The sequence below is a fragment of the Mesorhizobium sp. M0518 genome, from assembly GCF_040321125.1.
GTDB lineage: Bacteria > Pseudomonadota > Alphaproteobacteria > Rhizobiales > Rhizobiaceae > Mesorhizobium.
Genome location: NZ_JAMYQY010000020.1, coordinates 54,973 through 77,923 on the forward strand (window position 1 = coordinate 54,973; position 22,951 = coordinate 77,923).

The window sequence follows — 22,951 nt, forward strand, 5'->3', positions numbered from 1 at the left end:
CGGCCGGAGCGGCAATCGCAAATGGACCAGACGATGTTACATGCGGAAACGCAACGTTACGAAACTCATGGTCGTTTGACGCATTTGTCCTTCGACCGCTCACGGCAACGTGAGCGTGTGTTGAAGGAGAGACAAAATGAAAAAGCTCATTCTCGCGTCCGTTTCCGCTTTGGCCTTGCTTGGCGTCGCCGCCTGCAGTGACAGCGGTACGGACAATACCACCACCCAGAGCACCAATCCGCCGGCCGCCGAGGAACCGATGAAGCCGGCTACCCCGGAAGCCACGCCGCCGGCCGCGACGCCTCCGGCAACGGATAATTCGACCACGAAGAGCATCACACCCGAGAAGCCTGCCGAGCCGGCTCCGGCAACACCAGCTCCTGCGCCCGCGCAGTAGCGAGCAAGCAGTACTTCGTGTGATGAATGAGAAAGGCCGGCTCGCGCCGGCCTTTCTCATATTGTCCGAGCGCCGTGGCGTTCGAGTCCGATCGATTTGTCGTGCAAAGCCTGCGGCACTGTCCCGGCTTGATAGGAGCGGGCGGTGGCTCTAAGAAGCAGGCCATGTCGATTTGGGATCGCCTCGGCGAATTCATCACCCGCGTTTCATCCTCAGCCTCGTCGGGTGTCGCCGACGTGGTCGAGGCCGTGCGCACGGTTTTCGCCGGCGATGCGGATTTGCGCCGGCGTGTCGCCTTTTCGGTGGCGATGATCGCGCTGTCGGCCAAGATGGCCAAGGCCGATGGCATCGTCACCCAGGACGAGGTGCGCGCGTTCCAGGAGATATTCGAAGTGCCGCCGAAGGAGACGCGCAATGTGGCGCGTCTGTTCGATCTCGCCCAGCGCGACGTGGCCGGTTTCGAGGCCTATGCCGAGCGGATGGCGCAGATGTGCGGTTCCGGGCATTCCAATTGTGTGATGCTGGAGGACATACTCGACGGTCTGTTCCACATCGCCAAGGCCGACGGGCTGGTGCACGAGCGCGAAGGCCACTTCCTGCACCGCATCGCCGAGATTTTCCGCATCGACGAAGCGCATTACGAGACCATCATGGCGCGACATGTCAACCTTGGCGCCGGGGATCCCTATGTCGTGCTTGGCATCGAGCGCGGCAAGCCGTTCGAAGAGGTCAGGAAGCGCTATCGCAAGCTGGTTTCCGACAATCATCCGGACCGGCTGATCGCGCGCGGCCTGCCTCAGGAATTCATCAAGATCGCGACCACCAGGGTGGCGGCGATCAACGCCGCCTACGAGATGATCGAGCGGGGCCTGCGCCACGCATGAGCGGCTTTCTGCCCGACGAGCCACGTGCCGAAGTCAGGGTATCGCCGAATTTCGGCCCGCGGCGCGAGACGCGCAGGCCTGACATGATCGTGCTGCACTACACCGGTATGGCGACCGGCGCCGGGGCCGAGGCTTGGCTTTGCGACCCGGCCAGCGAGGTCTCGTCGCATTATCTCGTCCACGAGAATGGCCATATCGTGCAGATGGTCAGGGAAAGCGACCGCGCCTGGCATGCCGGCAAGAGTTCGTGGTTCGGACGGGCCGACATCAATTCCTGTTCGGTCGGCATCGAGATCGTCAATCCGGGGCATTCGCTGGGTTATCCCGGTTTTCCCCGGCGGCAGATCGATGCGGTGATCGGGCTGTGCCGTGGGATCGCCGGTCGGCATTCGATCGCCGCCGAGCGGGTACTCGCGCATTCCGATATTGCGCCGGGGCGCAAGATCGATCCCGGCGAGAAGTTTCCGTGGCGGACGCTGTTCGAGGCCGGTGTCGGTCATCTCGTGGCGGCCGCACCCGTCAGGCGAGGCGCCACTCTGACAACCGGCGACACCGGCGGCGACGTCGAAGCGTTGCAGTCGATGCTGGCGCTCTACGGTTATGGCGTTGAAATATCCGGCGTTTTCGACCGGCAGACCGAGGCGGTGGTCGAGGCCTTCCAGCGTCATTTCCGGCCGCGCAAGGTGGACGGCGTTGCCGACGGCTCGACGCTGCGGACGCTGCAAAGGCTGCTTGCTTCCGTGAGGCGCTGACCCCCGGGAAGCCTCTTCGAAGCAATTCTTTCCAATCCTTAAGTTACAAGCTGTCACTCAAAGTGACTTGCCTGGCCTTGTTTGACACCAATTCGGGCGTCAAACGGCTGACGTGTAGATGTCGGACCCCAAGCCCCCGGGTTGTTCCGACGTTGGTTAGGCGTTGCTGCGCGAACATCTTCGCGCGGTTCAGACAGAACAGGATCACATGCAGAAATTTACCGTTTTAACGGCAGCTCTTGCTGCCGGCGTAATGACTTTTGCCTTCAGTGCCGCAGATGCCGCGCCCCTCAGCCCGCGAGCCGATCAAGGGCCTGTCGTGGCATCCGCGAAAAGCGGCAAGGCCCCACAGGCCAGAAGCGGCAAGGCAGGCCAGGACGCCAAGGCGACGAAGCGGGCTTCCGCGAAAATGGAAAAAGCAAGCTGGTCCAAGCCGAAGAAGTCCGCCAGAAAGCAGACGAAGCGTGGCCGAAAAACCGTCGACATGACGGCAACGGCGTCGATCGGTGTCCGGAACGCGGCAGCCTCGGCGGCCACGGTGGCCAGCAGCGGGCAGTATTCCGCAATCGTTGCCCGCTATGCGGCGATCGAAGGCGTTCCGGTATCGCTCGCCTCGGCGGTTATCCAGATCGAAAGCAACTATCGGCCCAACATCGTCGGCGGCGCCGGCGAGATCGGCCTGATGCAGATCAAGCCGGCCACGGCTCGGATGATGGGCTATAGCGGCTCCGCCAAGGGTCTGTTCGATCCCGACACCAACATCAAATACGGGATGAAATACCTTGCCATGGCGCGGAGCCTCGGCGGCGGCACGACCTGCGGCACGATTTTGAAATACAATGCCGGCCACGCCGCAACGCGGATGAACCCGGTGTCGGCAGCCTATTGCGGCAAGGTGAAGGTGCAGATGGCTGCGCTGGGATCGCCCGCATAAGTCTGCTTTTTCGTTTGCGTTTTCGGGCGTGAACCCCTTTATACGCTCTGCCAGCTGGCTGGGCGGCCGCACCCGCAAACGCCGAAAGGTCGTGGGTGAGGAAAGTCCGGGCTCCATGGAAACACGGTGCCGGTTAATGGCCGGCGGGGGCGACCCCAGGGAAAGTGCCACAGAAAGCAAACCGCCACGATCCGGCTTGCCGGATTCGGGGTAAGGGTGAAAGGGTGGGGTAAGAGCCCACCGCGCGACTGGCAACAGGAGCGGCACGGTAAACCCCACCGGGAGCAAGACCGAATAGGGGCGGTGCGAGGGGAAACTCTCGAGGGCTGTTTCCGGCTCACCGTCCGGGTAGGTTGCGTGAGGCGCATGGCAACATGCGCCCAAGATGAATGGCCGCCACGTTCTCGCCTCGCAAGGGGCGAGGGCCATACAGAACCCGGCTTACAGGCCAGCTGGCAATTTTTTCTCCCGCGATATCGAAGAGAAGTCTCTTGATATCAACAGGTTGCGCCCTCGGGCGCGCCTGCTGATTCAAGTTTGTTCACCGATCCATCCATGCGAGCGAGGGCCGGCTATTGCTTGAAACTGGTGCGATTAAATCGTACCATGGATCAGCTGATAGCATCGGGAGCCTCTCATGGGACAGGTCGACAAACGCAGCATCACGCTGTCGCCGGAACTGGCGGCGGCGGTGGACGATGTAGTCGCCGCCGGCGAATATGCATCGGCCAGCGAAGTGATCCGCGACGCGCTCAGACAGTGGAAAGACCGGCGCGACCTGCATGGCTACACGGTCGAGGAATTGCGCAAGCTGGTGCAGGAAGGGATCGACAGCGGGCCTGGTCGATTTGCGTCAATGGATGACATCAAGGCTGAAGCGAGGAGACGCCTGCGATCTGACGACGCGGCATGAATCTGCTGCCCATCGTCCGGAATGCGCGCGCAGAAGACGATTTGATCGCGATCTGGCTTCATGTTGCACGCGACAGCGAGGCTGCGGCCGATCGGTTGCTCGATCGCATCGAGGCGCGGTGGCGGCAACTGCACCTATCCCTTCTTAGGCGCACCGCGCGACGACATCGCGCCAGGCATCCGTCATCTGGTCGTTGGCGACTATCTCACCTTGTACCGGGTCGATGACGATGCGATCGAAATAATCCGCGTGCTGCATGGCAAGCGCAACATCGAGGCCGATGACGTCGGCGCGTAGCCGTTTCGTCAGCCGCCGATCTTGTCCAGTGACGCCTCGATCGCCTTCCAGAGCTCGTCCACCGGCTCGCAGCCGACCGAGAGGCGAACGAAGCCGGCGGCAACGGCATCGCCTCGCTTCAAGCGCCGCTCGGCGGAGGTGTGGACGCCGCCGAAGGATGTCGCGGCCTGCATCAAGGCGCAATTGTTGATGAAATCCTCGGCCTTGTCCTCCGAGGCGAGCTCGAAAGAAATGAGAAAGCCAAAGCGCTCCATCTGGGCGCGGGCAAGGTTGTGCGACGGATCGCCTTCCAGTCCGGGATAACGCAGACCGCTGATTGCCCGATGGCCCTGCAGCCGCCGCGCGATGACTTCCGCCGAGGAACACATGCGATCGAAGCGCACATCCAGTGTCTCCAGGCCGCGGTGCACCAGCCAGGCTTCGAATGGTCCGGGAATGCTGCCGGAAACTTCGCGCCAGCCGGTCACGGCGGCGATGATATCGGCATTGCGGCTGGCCACATGGCCGAACAGCACGTCGGAGTGGCCATTGGGTGCCTTGGTGTCGGCGGCAACGACGATATCGGCGCCATGGTCGAGCGGCCGCTGGCCGAAGGGTGTCATGGTCGTGTTGTCGACGACAAGGATCGCGCCGGCTTTGTGAACAGCATCGGCAACGGCGGCGATATCGCAGATATCCAGCCCCGGATTGGCAGGGGTTTCGACAAACGCCAGCCGATAGCCATCGAAGCCGCCATCGAGGAAGGTCGAGGTCGGCCTGACATCGTAGGTGATGCCGAGCGGCTTGAGGAAGCGATCGGCCAAAGCCCGCGTCGTGTGATAGCCGTCTGAAGGCAGCAGGATACGGTCGCCGGCCTTGAGCATGGCAAAAAACGCCGCCGAGATTGCCGCCATTCCTGAAGGGAACCCGACGCAAGGTGCGTCCTCCAGATGAGCCAGCATATGTTCGACCGCGTCCCAGGTCGGGTTGCTGAAGCGGCCATACTGGTTGAAGCCGGTGGCGTCGCCGGGCGCATGAAAAATGGCGGCCATGGTCAGGGGCAGGGGAATGGAATCGCCCATGGCAAGCCCGCTGCGACGCAGATGAGGAAGTGCTGCAGCGCGTGACTTTGCTGTTTCAGACATCGAATTTCCAACCCTGTTTGCGACCGACGAGATGTGGCGAGACGCTATGCCCGGCAGCGGCGCGCGGCAAGGCGCGTCCGGTTGGGCCAAGCGGCTCTAAACGCTTCGTTAGGCTTAATAGACGATAAAGACGAGACGTGTCGTCGAGGCTGTTCTCATTGGTCGCGGCGCGCGTGTTTGTGAAGCCTATTCCCGTTGACGCCCATAGTGCCCCATGATATCCCATCCAGACATCAAAGCCTTCGTTCCGCGTCAGGGTAAAGCGTACGCCAATCGGGCAGCCGCGGCGGCTGCGCGTTTGCCGGTTTTTGCCCGTGCGGACGAGACTGATACGGGCCAGGGAAGGCGCCGCGGCGGCGCCGGCGACAAGATGGAGAGGGGTGCGGCGGCGCAAGCGGCCGTAGCGTGTAATGGACCGGTTTCTGTCAAACTCGGTGAGCAGGATCGATGCGAAGGGGCGGGTGTCCGTTCCCGCGCATTTCCGTGCCGTCGTGCAGAAACGCGGCTATTCGGAACTCTATGCGCTACGCTGCCTGGATCTGCCGGCGATGGATGTCGGCGGGCTCGATCTGCTCGACCGCTACGAGCAGCGCATCGCGCTCGAGGATCCCTTCCTGCAGACCGCGGACGATATGTCGTTCTTCTGCCATGGCGACGGAACCTTCTTGAAACTCGACCAGGACGGCCGCATCACGATGAGCGATTTCATTCGCGAACACACCGGCATTTCGGCGGAAGTGGCCTTTGTCGGGCGCGGCAATTTCTTTCAGATCTGGGAGCCGGGACGGCTTGCCGCCTATGGGGCGCAGGCGCGGGCACGGCTTTTGCAGCTTCGGCAGGGGACGAAGCCTGGGGAGCGACCGGAATGACGGCAGGCCACGGCGATGACCTTCCTCACGCCGTCGATGGGCACGCCGTTGGCGGATCGGCCCGCCACATTCCGGTCCTCCTTGCCGAAGTGCTCGAAGCACTGGCGCCGGCGCAGGGCGACCTCATCATCGATGGCACGTTCGGCGCCGGCGGCTACACCAGGGCCATTCTGGCGACGGGCGCCTCGGTTGTGGCGATCGATCGCGATCCGGATGCAATCGATGCCGGGCGCGATCTGGAAGCGCAGTCCGGCGGCCGGCTGCGGCTGGTGCAGGCGCCGTTCTCGACGCTGGACGAACATGTCGAGAGCGCCGAGGGTGTCGTGCTCGACATCGGCGTGTCCTCGATGCAGCTCGACCAGGCCGAGCGCGGGTTTTCGTTCCGCGCCGACGGGCCACTCGACATGCGCATGGCGCAATCGGGTCTCAGCGCTGCCGATGTCGTCAATTCCTTCAAGCCGGGCGATCTTGCCCGCATCTTCGGCTTCCTCGGCGAGGAGCGTCATGCCGGGCGCATCGCCCGCATGATCGAGGCTCGCCGCGAAAAGCGCCCGTTCGAGCGCACGCTGGAACTGGCCGATGCCATCGAGACGCATATCGGCCGGGCGCCGAAGGACAAGATCCATCCGGCTACGCGCGTGTTCCAGGCGCTGCGCATCTTCGTCAATGACGAGCTTGGCGAACTGGCCAAGGCCCTGTTCGCGGCCGAACGCGCGCTGAAGCCGGGCGGTCGGCTCGCCGTGGTGACGTTCCATTCGCTGGAAGACCGCATCGTCAAGCGCTTCATCGCCGACCGGGCCGATGTTGCGACCGGCTCACGTCACCTGCCCGAGGCTCATGCGCGCACCGCGACGTTCCGCAAGGCGGGCGGCGGCGTGACTGCCGGCGACGCCGAGGTGGCGGCCAATCCGCGCGCCCGTTCGGCCAGGCTGCGCGCGGCGATCCGCACCGAGGCGCCGGCGCGCGGCAGTGATTTTTCGATTTTCGGCCTTCCAAAGCTTCCCGGTATCGACCGGCCGGGGGAGAGGTAACACGTGTTTCGTACCAGCGACATTGTCCTGATCGCCGTCATGGTTGCGGTCGCGGCCCTTACCTACAAGGCCAAGCGCGAGGCCGAGGAACAATTGGCTTCGGTGCAGAAGATCCATGCGCAGATACGCTATGAGGAGGACACGATCGACCTGCTCAAGGCCGACTGGAGCCTGCTTACCCAGCCGTCGCGGCTGCAGAAGCTGGCTGAACTCTACAAGTCGCAGCTCGAACTCGAGCCGGTCAGCGCTCGTCAGATCGGCGGCATCGGCGACCTGCCGGCCAAATCCCTTGACATCCAGGACATCCTGTCGGGACGCCAGGGCGGCATGGCCGACAATTCCGACCAAGCGCCTTCGGACAGTAAGGATCCCGTCGTGACCGGAGGCATCGCCCAATGATCGGCAAACTGCTGAAGCGTCGCGCCAGGACGAGTGAGGATGGATCGATCGTGGTCGAGGGCGCCCGCAAGGCGACCGGCGGCAAGGGCAGGACGCGCATCGTCATGACGATGGCGGTGTTCTTCGGCATCTTCTCGACCATATCAGGGCGGCTGGTCTATCTCGGCTTCCAGACCCCCGATATGTCGGGCGGTCCGCAGAGCCGGGTGACGGCATCGCGGCCCGACATCGTCGACCGCAACGGCGAAGTGCTGGCCACCGATATCAAGACGGCGTCGCTGTTTGCAGAACCGCGCCGCATTGTCGACGCCGACGAGGCGATCGAGAAGCTGTCGACGGTGCTTCCGGACATCGACTATGAGCAGACCTACCATAAGCTGAAGAGCGGCGCCGGTTTCGTCTGGCTGCAGCGGCAGCTGACGCCCAAGCAACAGTCCGACATCATGCAGCTCGGCATTCCCGGTTTCGGCTTCCGCACCGAAAAGCGCCGCTTCTATCCGAGCGGCGAGACCTCGTCCTACATTGTCGGCCTCACCAACATCGACAACCAGGGCATCTCCGGAATGGAGAAATATGTGGACGAGCAAGGCTTGAGCGACTTGCAGGCATCGGGCCTTGCCATTGCCAAGGATCTCAAGCCGGTAAAGCTTTCGATCGATCTGCGCGTGCAGCATGTGGTGCGCGACGAGATCGCCGCCGGCCTTGAGCGCTATCGTGCCATGGGGGCCGGCGCCGTCGTGCTCAACGTCAAGACCGGCGAAGTGGTGGCCATGGCTTCCGTGCCGGATTTTGATCCGAACAATCCCTACAATGCACAGGACAAGGACCGGCTGAATCGCATGTCGGCGGGCCTCTACGAGATGGGCTCGACCTTCAAGAGCTTCACATCCGCCATGGCGCTCGATTCCGGCAAGGCGACGATGGCGAGCCGCTTCGATGCTTCGCATCCAATCCGGGTCGGCCATCAGGCCATTCACGATTTCCACGGCAAGAACCGTGTGCTGTCGTTGCCGGAGGTGTTCCTCTATTCGTCCAATATCGGGTCGGCCAGGGAAGCCGAGATGGTCGGCATCGAGGGGCATCGCGAATTCCTGCACCGCCTTGGCATTCTGGACAGGATGCAGACCGAATTGCCGGAGACTGCCCGTCCGACTGAACCGAAGGTCTGGAAACAGGTCAATTCATTCACCATCGCCTTCGGCCATGGCGTGTCGACGACGCCGCTGCAAGCGGCTGTGGGCTGCGCGGCGTTGATGAATGGCGGCTTCCTGATGAACCCCACCTTTCTGGTGCGGACGCAGGCGGAAGCGATGGCCACCGCCAAGAGAGTGGTGAGCGAAAAGACCGTCGAAGGCATGCGCTACCTCTATTCGCTCAATGCCGAAAAGGGCTCTGCCAGAAACGCCAGAGTCCCCGGCTACCGCGTTGGTGGCAAGACCGGAACGGCCGAGAAGGTCGTCAATGGCCGTTACTCCAAGGACTTGAATTTCAACACTTTCGTCGCCGCCTTCCCGATGGACGATCCGCAGTATCTGGTGTTTACCATTGCCGATGCCCCGCACCCGGAAAAGCCTGGCATGACGGATGTCGCGGCCGCAAATGCGGGGGTCATGGCCGGCAATATCATCAGGCGTTCAGCTGCCATGCTTGGCGTGAAGCCAGATTTCAGCCATGAAAATGGTGCAACGCTGGTTTCCTATCAGTGATTCTTAGGGCGCGCCGGCAACAGCGCGCTATTTTGTTGCGGTGAACGGGACTCGATGAAGCTCAGAGATCTAGCCGGTATCCTGCCCGTCGAGGGAATAGCTTCCGTCGATCTGGAGGTTACAGGGATTTCTTCGGATTCCCGCCAGGTAAAACCGGGCGTTGTCTTTTTTGCGCTCGCCGGAACCAAGGCCGACGGCGCCGTTTATGCCGCCGACGCCGCCTCGCGCGGTGCTGCCGCGATCGTGGCGGGCAAGGGCAGCACCATTGCCGGGCTGTCGGTTCCGGTGCTGGCGGTCGACGATCCGCGCCTGGCGCTGGCGCTGAGTGCGGCACGCTATTCCGGCAAGCAGCCTGAGATCATGGTCGCGGTGACCGGCACCAGCGGCAAGACCTCGGTCGCCGCCTTCACCAGGCAGATCTGGGAGCAGGCCGGTTATGCCGCCGCTTCGATCGGCACCACCGGCGTGGTGGCGCCTGGACGCAACGACTATGGCTCGCTGACGACACCCGATCCGGTCGCCCTGCACCAATTGCTGCGGGAATTGGCGGATGCCGGCGTCACCCACGCTTCGATGGAAGCCTCCAGCCATGGGCTCGACCAGCGCCGCCTCGACGGCGTGAAGCTGGCCGCCGGCGGCTTCACCAATCTCGGCCGCGACCATATGGACTATCATCCGACCATCGAGGACTATCACCGCGCCAAACTGCGTCTGTTCGACACGCTGCTGCCGAAGGGCGCACCGGCCGTGATCTTCGCCGACGATCCATGGTCGGCGCCGACGATCGAGGCCGCACAGGCTGCCGGGCTCAATGTGCTGACGGTCGGCCGCCATGGCGATTTCCTCAGGCTGAAGCGGGTCGAGCACGAGCGCCACCGCCAACGCGCCGAAGTCGAGGCCGATGGCGTGCTCTACGAGATCGACCTGCCGTTGGCCGGTGATTTCCAGATTTCGAACGCGCTGGTTTCGGCGGGTCTTGCCATCTCCACGGGAACACCTGTCGCCAAGGCCTTGATGGCGTTGGAGAAACTGAAGGGCGCGCCGGGCCGGCTCGACCTCGTCGGCACCACCGCCAGCGGCGCGCCGGTCTATGTCGATTATGCCCACAAGCCGGACGCGCTGGAAAACGTTCTGGCCTCGGTCCGGCCGTTCACCACCGGCCGCGTCATCGTCGTGTTCGGCTGCGGCGGCGACCGCGACCGCGGCAAGCGACCGATCATGGGCGAGATTGCGACGCGACTTGCAGATGTCGTCATCGTCACCGACGACAATCCGCGCTCCGAAGTGCCGGAAACGATCCGCGCCGCTATTTTGTCCGCCGCTCCCGGTGCCATCGAGATCGGCGACCGGCGCCAGGCGATTCATGAGGCGGTCGCCATGCTGCATGCCGGCGACACGCTGATCGTGGCCGGCAAGGGGCACGAGGAGGGCCAGACGATCGGCTCCGAGACCTTGCATTTTTCCGATCACGAGGAGGTTCGCGCGGCACTCACGGAGCGTGCCGCATGAGCTTGCTGTGGACCTCCGAGGCGCTGGTTGCCGCCATGGACGGGCGGCCGCTCGGGCCGATGCCGGACGGCATTTCAGGCATTTCGATCGACAGCCGCAGCCTGCAGCCGGGCGATGCCTTCTTCGCTATCAAGGGCGAGGCGATGGACGGCCATGACTTCGCAACCGCCGCCATCAAGGCTGGCGCCGGCGTGCTGGTGGTGGCCGAAGGCAAGCTGCCGTCGCTCGGCCGGCTGACGGCGCCGATCATCGTCGTCGAGGACGTGCTGGTCGCACTGGAAAAGCTTGGAGTTGCGTCGCGCGCCCGCTCGAGCGCGAAAATCATCGCTGTGACCGGTTCGGCCGGCAAGACCACCACCAAGGAAGCGCTGCGCCATGTGCTGCAAGCCGCCGGCAAGGTGCATGCCTCGGCGCAGTCCTTCAACAATCACTGGGGCGTGCCGCTGACTTTGGCACGCATGCCCGATGATTGCGACTATGCCGTGTTCGAGATCGGCATGAACCATCCCGACGAGATCCGTCCGCTGGTCAAGATGGTGAGGCCGCATGTCGCCATCGTCACCATGATCGCGGCCGCCCACCTAGGTTTCTTCCGGAATCTGGACGAGATCGCCAAGGCCAAGGCCGAGATTTTCGAGGGGCTGGAGCCCGAGGGGGCCGCCGTCCTCAACCGCGACGATACGCGCTTCAAGCTGCTCGACAAGATGGCCCGTGCCGCCGGTGTCGAGCACGTATACGGCTTCGGCGAGAATGCGCGCTCCACCTTCAAGCTCACCAAATGCGAACTGCATGCGGATCATTCCGACATCATCGCCAGGATCGGCGGCCACGAAGTGTCGGCGCGGATCGGCGCGCCCGGCCGCCATATGGTGCAGAACGTGCTGGCGGTGCTGGGTGCGGTGCATCTGGTCGGCGCCGATCTCGACCAGGCGGCACTCGCACTGGCCGATCTCTCCGCCGAGCGCGGGCGCGGCAAGCGCCATGTGCTGCGCCATCCCGGTGGCTCGACTTCGAGCCACCCAGGTGGACCGATCACGCTGATCGACGAAAGCTACAACGCCAATCCGGCGTCGATGGCTGCTGCCATGGCATTGCTCAACGCGACGCCTGTGACGGGCGAGGGCCGCCGCATTGCCGTGCTCGGCGACATGCTCGAACTCGGCGACCATTCGGCCAAGCTGCATGCAGCCCTTGCCGAACTCATCGTCGGCACCGGGACACAGACCGTCTTCCTCGGCGGCCCGGAAATGCGGGCGCTGGCCGAAGCGCTGCCGGCTGAGATCAAGACGGAATACCGCGCTGGTGTCGAGGAGCTGAAGCCGGTGCTGCTTGCCGCGCTTAAGCCGGGTGACGTGGTGATGATCAAATCGTCGAAGGGCATCGGTTTTGCAAAATTGGTCGATGCGCTGCTGGGCAAATTCCCGGCTGAATCGACAGCCAGAAAACAGACCTAGGTCGGGGGACGAAAACGCATGTTTACACTGCTCGTCGATTTTGCGGACAAGGTCTCGGTCTTCAATGTCTTCCGCTACATCACCTTCCGCACCGGCGGGGCGCTGATCACGTCGGCGCTGATCGTCTTCATCTTCGGACCGACCATCATCAATTCGCTGCGGCTGCGGCAAGGCAAGGGGCAGCCGATCCGCGCCGATGGGCCGCAGACACATTTCAAGAAGGCCGGCACGCCGACCATGGGCGGCCTGATGATCCTGTCGGGCATCATCGGCTCGTCGCTTTTGTGGGCGAACCTGTCGAGCATCTATGTCTGGGTGGTGCTGCTGGTGACGCTGGGCTTCGGCTCGATTGGCTTCTACGACGACTATCTCAAGGTAACCAAGCAGTCGCATCTCGGCTTTTCCGGCAAGGCACGCCTTGCGCTTGAATTTGTCATTGCCGGCATCGCCGCCTGGGTGATCATGCACAACGGCCAGGCGCCGTTCTCTTCGTCGCTGACATTTCCCTTCGCCAAGGAATTCATCGTCAATCTCGGCTGGTTCTTCATTCCGTTCTCCTGCTTCGTCATCGTCGGCGCCGGCAATGCTGTGAACCTCACCGACGGCCTGGACGGACTGGCGATCGTGCCGATCATGATCGCGGCTGCCTCCTTCGGCGTCATCGCGTATCTCTCGGGCAATGCGGTGTTCGCTGAATATCTGCAGATTCATTTCGTGCCCGGCACCGGTGAACTGGCGGTCGTGCTCGGCGCGGTCATCGGCGCTGGTCTGGGCTTCCTCTGGTTCAATGCGCCGCCTGCGGCGATCTTCATGGGCGACACCGGCTCGCTGGCCATGGGCGGCCTGATCGGCACCGTTGCGGTCGCCACCAAGCACGAGATCGTTCTGGTCATCGTCGGCGGATTGTTCGTCGTGGAAATCCTGTCGGTCATCATCCAGGTCGGCTACTTCAAGATGACCGGCAAGCGGGTGTTCCTGATGGCGCCGATCCACCATCATTTCGAAAAGCTCGGCTGGACCGAAAGCCAGGTGGTGATCCGCTTCTGGATCATCGCCGTCATCCTGGCGCTGGTCGGCCTGTCGACCCTCAAGCTGAGATAGGAAGCCCTTTGATCCCCGCCGCATCCTTTTCAGGCAAGCGCGTTTCGCTCTTCGGGCTCGGTGGCTCGGGGATCGCGACGGCGCGCGCGCTGATCGAGGGCGGCGCGGACGTGCTGGCCTGGGACGACAATCCCGAAAGCGTTGCCAAGGCCGCCGTTGCCGGTATCGCGACCGCTGATCTGCGCGGCGCCGACTGGGCGAAATTCTCGGCTTTCGTGCTGTCGCCGGGCGTCCCGCTGACGCATCCCAAGCCGCATTGGACGGTGGAACTCGCGCGCGGTTCAGGCGTCGAGATCATCGGCGACGTCGAGCTTTTCTGCCGCGAGCGGATGCTGAGCGCGCCGACATCGCCTTTCATCGCCATCACCGGCACCAACGGCAAGTCGACGACGACCGCGCTGACCGCGCACATCCTGAAGGCCGCGGGACGCGACACCCAGATGGGCGGCAATATCGGCCGCGCGGTGATGACGCTCGATCCGCCCGAGCCCGATCGGCACTATGTCGTCGAATGCTCGTCTTACCAGATCGACCTCGCGCCCTCGATCAATCCGACGGCAGGCATCCTGCTTAACCTGACGCCCGATCATCTCGACCGCCACGGCACCATGCAGCACTACGCCGCGATCAAGGAGCGGCTGGTGGCCGGCAGCGAGACGGCGATCGTCGGCATCGACGATTCTTGGTGCGCGCAGATCGCCGAGCGGCTGGAGCGGGCGGGGCGGCACGTCATCCGCATTTCCAAGCGCCTGCCGCTGACCGATGGCTATTTCGCCGACGGCAGCAATTTGATGGAAGCGGTGCACGGCCGTTACAGCCGTGTCGCCTTCCTCGAAGGCATCGGCTCGCTGCGCGGCCAGCACAATGCCCAGAACGCTCTGGCAGCGGTCGCCGCTTGCCTCAAGGTCGGGCTGGAGCTTGGCGAGATCCAGTCGGGGCTGGAAAGCTTTCCCGGCCTCGCGCACCGCATGGAGCAGGTCGGCCGCAAGGATCATGTGCTGTTCATCAACGATTCCAAGGCGACCAATGCCGATGCTGCGGCGCCGGCGCTGTCCAGCTTCCCGCGCATCTACTGGATCGCAGGCGGCCTGCCCAAGGAAGGCGGCATCGAGCCCTTGCGCGGCTTCTTCCCGCGCATTGCCAAGGCCTATCTGATCGGCGAGGCGGCGCCGGCTTTTTCGGCGACGCTGGGCGAGGCAGTTCCCTACGAGATCTCAGGCACGCTGGCCGCGGCGGTCGAGCACGCCGCGCATGATGCGGCTAAGGACGACAGCGGCGAGGCGGTGGTGCTGCTGTCGCCGGCCTGCGCCAGTTTCGACCAGTTCAAGAATTTCGAAGTCCGCGGCGAAGCCTTCAGGCAAGCTGCGAATGCTATCGAGGGTGTGAAACCCATCGGAGGGGCACGATAATGCAGAGCCGTCTCGACAAAAGTCCGGTTGCGACCTGGTGGTGGACGATCGATCGCTGGTTCCTGGCGGCTTTCCTGTCGCTGATGGGGCTTGGCATCGTCTTGTCCTTCGCCGCCAGCCCGGCGGTGGCCGAACGCATCGGCCTCGACAGTTTCCACTTTGCCACCAGGCAGATCATCTTCACCGTGCCGGCGCTCGGCGTAATGCTGGCCGTTTCCTTCCTCGATTCCAGGCAGATCCGGCGCATGGCGCTGGTCATTCTGTGCCTGATGCTGGTGCTGATGGTGGCGGTGCTCTATATCGGCGTCGAGGTGAAGGGCGCGCGCCGCTGGGTGTCGCTTGCCGGCCTGTCGATCCAGCCCTCGGAATTCCTGAAGCCCGCCTTCGTCATCATGTGCGCCTGGCTGTTCGCCGAGCACAAGCGCCAGCCTGACATCCCGGGCAATCTGTTCGCCATGCTGCTGCTGGTGCTGGTCGTATCGCTGCTGGTGGCGCAACCGGACCTCGGCCAGACCATGCTGACGACCGGCACCTGGGGCATCATGTTCTTCATGGCCGGGCTGCCCTGGCTGTGGATCGTCGCGCTCGGCGCGGCCGGCGTCGGCGGCGTTTTTGCCGCCTATACGGTGTTCCCGCACGTTGCCTTGCGCATCGACAAGTTCCTCACCGGCGAGGGCGACACGTTCCAGGTCGACATGGGGCGCGAAGCGCTGATCAATGGCGGCTGGTTCGGTGTCGGACCGGGCGAGGGCACCGTCAAGCGGGTCATTCCCGACAGCCATGCCGACTTCGTCTTCTCGGTCGCGGGCGAAGAGTTCGGGCTGATCATGTGCTTCTTCATCATGTCGATCTTCGCCTTCATCGTTCTGCGCGGCCTCAACACGGCGCTGAAGGAGCATGACGATTTCACCCGCTATGCGGTCGGCGGTCTCGTCACCGTGTTCGGCCTGCAGGCGGTCATCAACATGTGCGTCAACCTCCAGCTCGTGCCGGCCAAGGGCATGACGCTGCCGTTCATCTCCTATGGCGGCTCCTCGCAGATCGCCATCGCCATCTCGATGGGCATGGTGCTGGCGCTGACACGCAAGCGGCCGGAAAAGCGCAAGCAGATGGGCTTTGGCCTGTCGCAACGCGCCGTGCCGGCGGAGTGATATGGCCAGAGGCGTCATCCTTCTCGCGGCAGGCGGCACCGGTGGGCATCTTTTCCCGGCCGAGGCGCTGGCGCATGAATTGAACGAGCGCGGCTGGTCGGTGCATCTGGCGACCGACGACCGTGCCGAGCGTTTTGCCGGCCATTTTCCGGCCGCCGCCGTCCACCCGATCCAGTCGGCGACGATGGGCTCGAAAAACCCTTTTGCCCTGCTTGGTGCCTTCTGGAAAATTTGGCGCGGCGTGCGCCAGGCCTCCGCCGTCATCGGCAGGATCAAGCCTGATGCCGTCGTCGGCTTCGGTGGCTATCCGACCTTGCCGCCGCTCTACGCGGCGACACGGCGCAAGGTGCCGACGCTGATCCATGAGCAGAACGCGGTGATGGGGCGCGCCAACCGGGCGCTGGCCGGCCGTGTCGATGCCATCGCCGGCGGCTTCCTGCCGCAGGACACCAGTGCTGCCGGTGTGAAGACAGTGACGACAGGCAATCCGGTCAGGCCGGCCGTGCTGGAAGCGGCCAGGACGAATTATGCGGCATCGACCGGGGAACAGCCGTTTCGCCTGCTGGTGTTCGGCGGCAGCCAGGGCGCTCAGTTCTTTTCCGATGCCGTGCCGGGGGCGATCGCGCTGCTTTCCGATGCTCAGCGCAAGCGGCTGGTCATTACCCAACAAGCTCGCGCCGATGATGTGGCGCGGGTCAAGGCGGCCTATGCGGCACTGGGCGTTGCTGCCGAGGTCTCACCCTTCTTCACCGACATGGCGCAGCGCATGGCGGCTGCGCACCTGGTGATCTCGCGCTCCGGCGCCTCGACCGTTTCGGAGATCGCCGTCATCGGCCGGCCGGCGCTCCTGGTGCCTTACCCCTACGCGCTCGACCACGACCAGGCGGCGAACGCGGCGGCCCTTGCCGCTGCCGGCGGCGGCGAAGTGCATCCGCAATCCTCGCTCTCGCCCGAACGCATCGCAGCGCTCATTGGCGAGCTGATGGACGACCCCGATCGGCTTGTGGCGATGGCGGCGGGCGCGAAATCGGCCGGCCGGCCGAACGCGGCACGGTTGCTCGCTGATCTTACAGAGGCTATTGCGTCCAAAAAAACCATTTCGGATTTCAGGAAGGGGACGCAAGCATGAAGATGCCGCAGACCATCGGCCTTGTGCATTTCATCGGCATTGGCGGCATCGGCATGAGCGGCATTGCCGAAGTGCTGCACAATCTCGGCTACAAGGTGCAAGGGTCCGATCAGGCCGAAAGCGCCAATGTGCAGCGGCTGCGCGACAAGGGCATCGAATGCTTCGTCGGCCATAGGGCCGAGAATCTCGGCGATGCCGAGGTGGTGGTCGTCTCGACGGCGATCAAGAAATCCAACCCTGAGCTCAAGGCCGCGCGCGAAAAGCTGCTGCCGATCGTGCGCCGGGCCGAAATGCTGGCCGAGCTGATGCGCTTTCGCCAGGCGGTGGCGATCGGCGGCACACATGGCAAGACGACGACGACCTCGATGGTGGCGACCTTGCTCGATGCCGGTGGGCTCGATCCGACCGTCATCAATGGCGGCATCATCAACGCCTATGGCACCAACGCGCGCATGGGCGACGGCGAATGGATGGTGGTCGAGGCCGACGAAAGCGACGGCACTTTCCTGAAACTGCCGGCCGAGATCGCGGTCGTCACCAACATCGATCCCGAGCATCTCGATCACTATGGCAGCTTCGACAAGGTGCGCGAGGCGTTCCGCCAGTTCGTCGAGAACGTGCCGTTCTATGGTTTTGGCGTGATGTGCACCGATCACCCCGAGGTGCAGGCACTGGTCAGCCGCATCGAGGACCGCCGGGTCATCACCTATGGCGAGAATGCGCAGGCCGACGTGCGCTTTACCAATCACCGCATGGCAGGTGCCATTTCGGAATTCGACGTGGTGATCCGCGACCGCAAGACCGGCGGCCAGACTGTCATAGCGGGCCTGCGCCTGCCGATGCCCGGCCGCCACAACGTCTCCAACGCGACGGCAGCGATCGCGGTCGCGCATGAGCTCGGCCTGTCGGCCGAGGCGATCAAGAAGGGCCTGTCGTCCTTCGCCGGCGTCAAGCGCCGCTTCACCCATACCGGTTCGTGGGACGGCGTCGAAATATTCGACGATTACGGCCACCATCCGGTCGAGATCTCGGCGGTGCTGAAGGCGGCGCGCAGCGCCACCCAGGGTCGCGTCATCGCCATTGCCCAGCCGCATCGCTTCACCCGGCTGCATGATCTGTTCAACGAGTTTTCCACCTGCTTCAACGACGCCGACACAGTGATGGTGGCGCCGGTCTACGCGGCCGGCGAGGAGCCGATCGACGGCGTCAGCTCGGACGCGCTGGTGTCGCGTATCCGCGCCGGCGGCCATCGCGACGCGCGCTACATCGAGGGTCCGGCGGCGATCGCGCCCATCATCCGCGACTTGGCAAAATCAGGTGACTTCGTCGTCTTCCTGGGCGCCGGCAACATCACCCAATGGGCCTATGCGTTGCCCAAGGAGCTTGGCGGGACCGTCTCATGATGCACGGCCAGGCCCTGATCGACAGACTTGGCGACCGGCTTGCCGGCCTGCGCGGCCGTCTCACGCCGAACGCCGAGATGGACAAGATCACCTGGTTCCGTGCAGGGGGTCTGGCTGAAGCGTTGTTTCAGCCGGCTGATGAGGAGGATCTTGCGGTGTTCCTCAAAGCCGTTCCTGAAGAAATACCTCTTACCGTCGTTGGCGTCGGCTCCAACCTGCTGGTCCGCGACGGCGGCATCGAGGGCTTTGTCATCCGCCTTTCGGCCAAGGGCTTCGGCGAGGCCGAGGTGATTTCGCCGATCAGGATCAAGGCGGGAGCTGCGACCCCCGACAAGCGTGTCGCAGCGGTGGCGCTCGAGGCCGGCATTGGCGGCTTTCATTTCTACCACGGCATTCCGGGTGCAATCGGCGGTGCGCTGCGGATGAATGCCGGCGCCAATGGTGTCGAGACGCGCGAGCGCGTCGTCGAAGTGCGGGCGCTCGACCGCAAGGGCAATGTGCAGACGCTGAGCAATGCCGATATGGGATACGCCTATCGCCATTCAGCGGCGCCCTCCGGGCTGATCTTCACCTCGGCCGTGTTCGAAGGCTTTGTCGAGGACAAAACGGCGATCAAGGCGGCGATGGAGGCCGTGCAGAACCATCGCGAGACCGTGCAGCCGATCCGCGAGAAGACCGGTGGCTCGACCTTCAAGAATCCGGAAGGCACGTCGGCCTGGAAGGAGATCGACAGAGCGGGCTGCCGCGGCCTGATGATCGGCGGGGCCCAGATGTCGCCGATGCATTGCAACTTCATGATCAACACGGGAACCGCGACCGGCTACGACCTTGAATATCTCGGCGAGACGGTGCGCACGCGGGTGCTGGAGAATTCCGGTATCCGGTTGCAATGGGAAATCAAGCGAATCGGCAATTTCCGGCCGGGGCATGCCGTGCAGGAGTTTCTCGGGCAGCTCCTTTAAGGTGCACTTTGGCGCGCGTGAAGTTCATGTGATGCATGAACTTCAACGAGGCCGAAACGGTCCGCGACCGTTGCTCCGAAGACTCAACGACACGCTTTTCGCATCCATTTTCTCAGAAAGTGAATCTCTCGGAATCGTAAGCACTTGCCAGTGAATCAACTCTCTGATTCTCTGCTCGAAAGCGTTTCCTGATTTGAGTCGTTCGACGCGTTTTCAGCGTTTTCCGTCTGGGGGGCAACCTGCCGGGAGACTCTGACTCAATGTTGCGGAAAATCTGGTTTTGGTCCGCCGTGAGAGAGGGGATGCCGGGGAATGAAAAACAAGCATGTGGCCGTCCTGCTGGGTGGTTTTTCGTCCGAGCGGCCCGTGTCTCTTTCGTCGGGGAAGGCTTGTGCCGATGAACTCGAGAAGGAAGGCTACCAGGTCACCCGTGTCGATGTCGGGCGCGATGTCGGCTCCGTGCTTGCTGAGCTCAAGCCCGATGTCGCCTTCAATGCGCTGCATGGCCCTTTTGGCGAGGACGGCACCATTCAGGGCATCCTTGAATATCTCGGCATTCCCTACACCCATTCTGGCGTGCTCGCCTCGGCTCTGGCCATGAACAAGGAGCAGGCCAAGCGGGTTGCCAAGTCGGTCGGCGTCGTGGTCGCCGAATCGAAGGTCGCCAGCCGCTTTGCCATCCAGAACAAGCATCCGATGAAGCCGCCCTATGTGGTCAAGCCGGTCAATGAGGGTTCGAGCTTCGGTGTCGTCATCGTGCATGAGGGCCAGTCGCATCCGCCGCAGGTTCTTGGCTCGTCGGAGTGGAAATATGGCGATACCGTCATGGTCGAGCGCTACATCCACGGCAGGGAGCTGACCTGCGCGGTGATGGGCGATGTGGCGCTGGGGGTCTGCGAGATCATCCCGACCGGCCATTCCTTCTACGACTATGATTCAAAATATGTCGCCGGGGGATCAAAGCACGAATGCCCCGCAAAAGTTTCACCGAATATTTACCAAAAAATACAAACACTGGCGCTCAAGGCTCACCAAGCGATCGGCTGTCGAGGCGTTTCCCGTTCGGACTTCCGTTATGACGATCGTCATTCCGAAAACGGCGAGATTGTCTGGCTCGAGGTCAACACCCAGCCGGGTATGACGCCGACGTCTTTGGTACCTGAAATCGCCGCCCATGCCGGGCACTCGTTTGGCGATTTGTTAAGTTGGATGGTGGAGGACGCTTCGTGTCTGCGTTGAAATGGGGACAGGGTAGGGAGAGGGGCGCGGCCGGGCCGGCGCTGTTCGGCCTGTCGTTGTCGTTGGACCATTTCGTACTGCCGCGCATGCTTCGCCGTCCGGTGCGCATTCTGGCGCGCCTGGGCGTTGGGGAATTCCAGGCGCCGCGCTTTTCCGCGGCCATGATGTCGGCCGTGCTGATTTTCTCGAGCAGTGCCTATGGCGCCTATCTCGGTGGTCATGTCGACGGTATCGTGCAGAGCATCACCGCCCGCACCGGCTTTGCCGTCGATCAGGTCAAGGTGGTCGGCAATCGCCAGACCTCCGAAATCGATATACTCGACAGGCTTGAACTTGATGGCTGGACGTCGCTGATCGGCTTTAATGCCGAGGCAGCGCGCGAACGGATCTCCGGCCTGCCGTGGATCGAGGTTGCGGCGGTGCGCAAGGTCTACCCGCACACGCTGGAAGTACGTGTCGAGGAGCGCGAGGCTTTCGCGCTCTGGCAGCAGGGCGACGAGCTTTCGGTCATCGAGAGGAATGGTGCCATGATCGCGCCGTTCTCGGGTGGCAAGCAGGTGCTTCTGCCGCTGCTGATCGGCACCGGCGCGCCGGCGAGCGCGCCCGATTTCCTGGCCAAGGTCGAAAAATATCCCGAGCTCGCGAGCCGGATCAAAGGTTATATCCGCGTCGGCGAGCGGCGCTGGGACCTGAAGCTGGACAATGGCATCACCGTCAAGCTTCCCGAGGACGACGAGGATCAGGCGCTCGCCGAACTCGTGAAGATGGATCATGACAGCGGCTTGCTGTCGCGTGACATCGCCGCCGTCGACATGCGCCTGACGGACCGGCTGGTCGTGCAGTTGACGGCGGAAGCGGCGACGCAGCGCGAAGCCGCCCTCAACGAGAAACCCAAGAGCCTGAAGCGCAAGCCGGAGACGAAGATATGAACTGGCTTGGCGGTCCTGGCGATGCCGCGTCGCGCCGGTCCGGCACCCTGACGGTGCTGGATGTCGGTTCGAGCAAGGTCTGCTGCATGGTGGCCAAGCTGAAGCCGTGCGATGACGGCAAGCTGCTGCGCGGCCGCTCGCACCGAATCCAGGTGATCGGCATCGGCCATCAGAAATCGCAAGGCGTGAAGTCTGGTGTCATCGTCGATCTCGACCGCGCCGAGCACGCCATCCGCCTTTCCGTCGACGCGGCCGAGCGCATGGCCGGGCTGACGGTCGATTCGCTCATCGTCAACATGACGGCCGGCCGGCTCAAGAGCGAAGCCTTCTCCGCCACCATCAATCTTGGCGGCCATGAGGCCGACGAGGCCGACATCAAGCGCGTTCTCGGTGCTGGCGCCAAGCAGGCGCTGAAGGCCGAGCGCGAGGTGATCCATTCGCTTCCCGTCGGCTTCTCGCTGGATGCCGAACGCGGCGTGCGCGATCCGCGCGGCATGATCGGTGACGCACTCGGCGTCGACATGCATGTGCTGACCGGCGACGCCGCGCCGATGCGCAATCTGGAGCTTTCCATCAACCGTTCGCATCTGTCGGTCGAGCGCATGGTGGCGACGCCCTATGCCAGCGGTTTGGCGGCCCTGGTCGACGACGAGCTGGAAATGGGTGCGGCCTGCATCGACATGGGCGGCGGCACGACGACGATTTCGGTGTTTTCGGAAGGCAAGTTCGTCCATGGCGACGCCATCGCCATAGGCGGCAACCATGTCACGCTGGACATGGCCAAGGGGCTGTCGACCTCGCTCGATGCCGCCGAACGGCTGAAGGTGATGCATGGCTCGGCGTTGCCGGGCAGCGCGGACGACCGCGACCTGGTCTCGATCCAGCCGATCGGCGACGATGGCGACGTGCCCTTGCAGATCCCGCGCTCGGTGATGACGCGCATCGTGCGTGCCCGTATCGACGAGACGCTCGAACTGCTGCGCGACCGGCTCAACAGGTCCGGCTACGGCAATGCGGTGGGCAAGCGTGTGGTGCTCACCGGCGGCGCCAGCCAGCTTGCCGGCCTGCCGGAAGCGGCGCGCCGCATCCTGGGACGCAATGTGCGCATCGGCCGCCCGCTCGGCGTGGCCGGCCTGCCGGAAGCGGCGAAGGGGCCGGCCTTCTCGGCTGCGGTGGGGCTTCTGATCTATCCGCAGATGGCGAGCTTCGAGAGCCATCCTGCGAAAGGAATTTCCGGTCTCAAAATGACCGGAACGGGCGGAAAACTGCATCGCATGAGTCAGTGGTTGAGAGACAGTTTCTAAAATTGACGGGGACAGCCCCATAGGCGGCCGCGGCGGCGAAGCGGCGTGAAAGGCA

21 protein-coding genes, 1 other RNA gene and 1 pseudogene are annotated in these 22,951 nt (G+C 63.6%); 22 read left to right on the forward strand and 1 reads right to left on the reverse strand.

The features are described 5' to 3' along the window. The first annotated feature begins 136 nt into the window (after positions 1–136). From NKI66_RS25200 to NKI66_RS25230, 7 genes and pseudogenes are all read left to right on the forward strand, one after another. Complete coding sequence (locus NKI66_RS25200; RefSeq protein WP_081734943.1) at positions 137–397, forward strand: hypothetical protein; 261 nt, start codon at positions 137–139, stop codon at positions 395–397. A 164-nt stretch (positions 398–561) separates the two neighbouring features. Further along, positions 562–1,281 carry a TerB family tellurite resistance protein gene (locus NKI66_RS25205; RefSeq protein WP_352753371.1) on the forward strand — a complete coding sequence of 240 codons (720 nt, stop codon included), beginning with the start codon at positions 562–564 and terminating at the stop codon, positions 1,279–1,281. Beyond that, positions 1,278–2,033 (forward strand): N-acetylmuramoyl-L-alanine amidase, encoded by a 756-nt coding sequence (locus NKI66_RS25210; protein WP_352753374.1) that lies wholly within the window; start codon positions 1,278–1,280, stop codon positions 2,031–2,033. Before NKI66_RS25205 ends, NKI66_RS25210 begins: the two co-directional genes overlap by 4 nt. A 208-nt stretch (positions 2,034–2,241) precedes the next feature. Next, positions 2,242–2,967 carry a lytic transglycosylase domain-containing protein gene (locus NKI66_RS25215; RefSeq protein ID WP_352442229.1) on the forward strand — a complete coding sequence of 242 codons (726 nt, stop codon included), beginning with the start codon at positions 2,242–2,244 and terminating at the stop codon, positions 2,965–2,967. A gap of 50 nt (positions 2,968–3,017) precedes the next feature. Next, positions 3,018–3,427: RNase P RNA component class A (gene rnpB / locus NKI66_RS25220), an RNA gene on the forward strand. Positions 3,428–3,604: 177 nt separating this feature from the next. After that, positions 3,605–3,880, forward strand: a complete 276-nt coding sequence (locus NKI66_RS25225; protein ID WP_023813151.1) for a type II toxin-antitoxin system ParD family antitoxin — start codon at positions 3,605–3,607, stop codon at positions 3,878–3,880. After that, positions 3,877–4,177 (forward strand): annotated as a pseudogene (locus NKI66_RS25230) (type II toxin-antitoxin system RelE/ParE family toxin). The gene NKI66_RS25225 and the pseudogene NKI66_RS25230 overlap by 4 nt, the downstream one beginning before the upstream one ends. A gap of 8 nt (positions 4,178–4,185) precedes the next feature. Here the strand turns inward: NKI66_RS25230 and NKI66_RS25235 are convergent. Continuing rightward, the gene (locus NKI66_RS25235; protein WP_352753377.1) at positions 4,186–5,301 is read right to left on the reverse strand and encodes a cystathionine gamma-lyase; all 1,116 of its coding nucleotides are present in this window, start codon (positions 5,299–5,301) and stop codon (positions 4,186–4,188) included. Positions 5,302–5,711: 410 nt separating this feature from the next. On the opposite strand from NKI66_RS25235, the gene mraZ reads away from it, so the two are divergent. From mraZ to ftsA, 15 genes are all read left to right on the forward strand, one after another. Next, the gene (gene mraZ / locus NKI66_RS25240; RefSeq protein WP_023813149.1) at positions 5,712–6,170 is read left to right on the forward strand and encodes a division/cell wall cluster transcriptional repressor MraZ; all 459 of its coding nucleotides are present in this window, start codon (positions 5,712–5,714) and stop codon (positions 6,168–6,170) included. Continuing rightward, entirely contained in the window at positions 6,167–7,201 is a 1,035-nt protein-coding gene (rsmH, locus tag NKI66_RS25245) for a 16S rRNA (cytosine(1402)-N(4))-methyltransferase RsmH (RefSeq protein WP_023813148.1), read from the forward strand. The genes mraZ and rsmH overlap by 4 nt, the downstream gene beginning before the upstream one ends. 3 nt (positions 7,202–7,204) lie before the next feature. After that, entirely contained in the window at positions 7,205–7,600 is a 396-nt protein-coding gene (gene ftsL, locus NKI66_RS25250; protein WP_023813147.1) for a cell division protein FtsL, read from the forward strand. Beyond that, the gene (locus NKI66_RS25255) at positions 7,597–9,306 is read left to right on the forward strand and encodes a peptidoglycan D,D-transpeptidase FtsI family protein (RefSeq protein ID WP_023813146.1); all 1,710 of its coding nucleotides are present in this window, start codon (positions 7,597–7,599) and stop codon (positions 9,304–9,306) included. Before ftsL ends, NKI66_RS25255 begins: the two co-directional genes overlap by 4 nt. Before the next feature lie 54 nt (positions 9,307–9,360). Then, entirely contained in the window at positions 9,361–10,815 is a 1,455-nt protein-coding gene (locus NKI66_RS25260; protein WP_023813145.1) for a UDP-N-acetylmuramoyl-L-alanyl-D-glutamate--2,6-diaminopimelate ligase, read from the forward strand. Further along, on the forward strand, positions 10,812–12,269 hold the full coding sequence (locus tag NKI66_RS25265; RefSeq protein WP_023813144.1) for a UDP-N-acetylmuramoylalanyl-D-glutamyl-2,6-diaminopimelate--D-alanyl-D-alanine ligase: 1,458 nt from the start codon (positions 10,812–10,814) through the stop codon (positions 12,267–12,269). The genes NKI66_RS25260 and NKI66_RS25265 overlap by 4 nt, the downstream gene beginning before the upstream one ends. A gap of 18 nt (positions 12,270–12,287) precedes the next feature. Then, on the forward strand, positions 12,288–13,370 hold the full coding sequence (gene mraY, locus NKI66_RS25270; protein WP_013530954.1) for a phospho-N-acetylmuramoyl-pentapeptide-transferase: 1,083 nt from the start codon (positions 12,288–12,290) through the stop codon (positions 13,368–13,370). An 8-nt stretch (positions 13,371–13,378) separates the two neighbouring features. Next, positions 13,379–14,779, forward strand: coding sequence for a UDP-N-acetylmuramoyl-L-alanine--D-glutamate ligase (murD, locus tag NKI66_RS25275; protein ID WP_023813143.1), 1,401 nt, complete (start codon positions 13,379–13,381; stop codon positions 14,777–14,779). Next, positions 14,779–15,930, forward strand: coding sequence for a putative lipid II flippase FtsW (ftsW, locus tag NKI66_RS25280; protein ID WP_023813142.1), 1,152 nt, complete (start codon positions 14,779–14,781; stop codon positions 15,928–15,930). The genes murD and ftsW overlap by 1 nt, the downstream gene beginning before the upstream one ends. Position 15,931: 1 nt before the next feature. Further along, positions 15,932–17,059, forward strand: coding sequence for an undecaprenyldiphospho-muramoylpentapeptide beta-N-acetylglucosaminyltransferase (gene murG / locus NKI66_RS25285; RefSeq protein ID WP_023813141.1), 1,128 nt, complete (start codon positions 15,932–15,934; stop codon positions 17,057–17,059). Continuing rightward, positions 17,056–18,462, forward strand: coding sequence for a UDP-N-acetylmuramate--L-alanine ligase (murC, locus tag NKI66_RS25290; protein ID WP_352753380.1), 1,407 nt, complete (start codon positions 17,056–17,058; stop codon positions 18,460–18,462). The genes murG and murC overlap by 4 nt, the downstream gene beginning before the upstream one ends. Beyond that, complete coding sequence (murB, locus tag NKI66_RS25295; protein WP_352753383.1) at positions 18,459–19,424, forward strand: UDP-N-acetylmuramate dehydrogenase; 966 nt, start codon at positions 18,459–18,461, stop codon at positions 19,422–19,424. The genes murC and murB overlap by 4 nt, the downstream gene beginning before the upstream one ends. Positions 19,425–19,736: 312 nt before the next feature. Further along, positions 19,737–20,663, forward strand: coding sequence for a D-alanine--D-alanine ligase (locus tag NKI66_RS25300; protein ID WP_352753386.1), 927 nt, complete (start codon positions 19,737–19,739; stop codon positions 20,661–20,663). Beyond that, the gene (locus NKI66_RS25305) at positions 20,651–21,592 is read left to right on the forward strand and encodes a cell division protein FtsQ/DivIB (RefSeq protein WP_023813137.1); all 942 of its coding nucleotides are present in this window, start codon (positions 20,651–20,653) and stop codon (positions 21,590–21,592) included. Before NKI66_RS25300 ends, NKI66_RS25305 begins: the two co-directional genes overlap by 13 nt. Continuing rightward, entirely contained in the window at positions 21,589–22,896 is a 1,308-nt protein-coding gene (gene ftsA / locus NKI66_RS25310) for a cell division protein FtsA (protein WP_128303497.1), read from the forward strand. Before NKI66_RS25305 ends, ftsA begins: the two co-directional genes overlap by 4 nt. Positions 22,897–22,951: the final 55 nt, after the last annotated feature.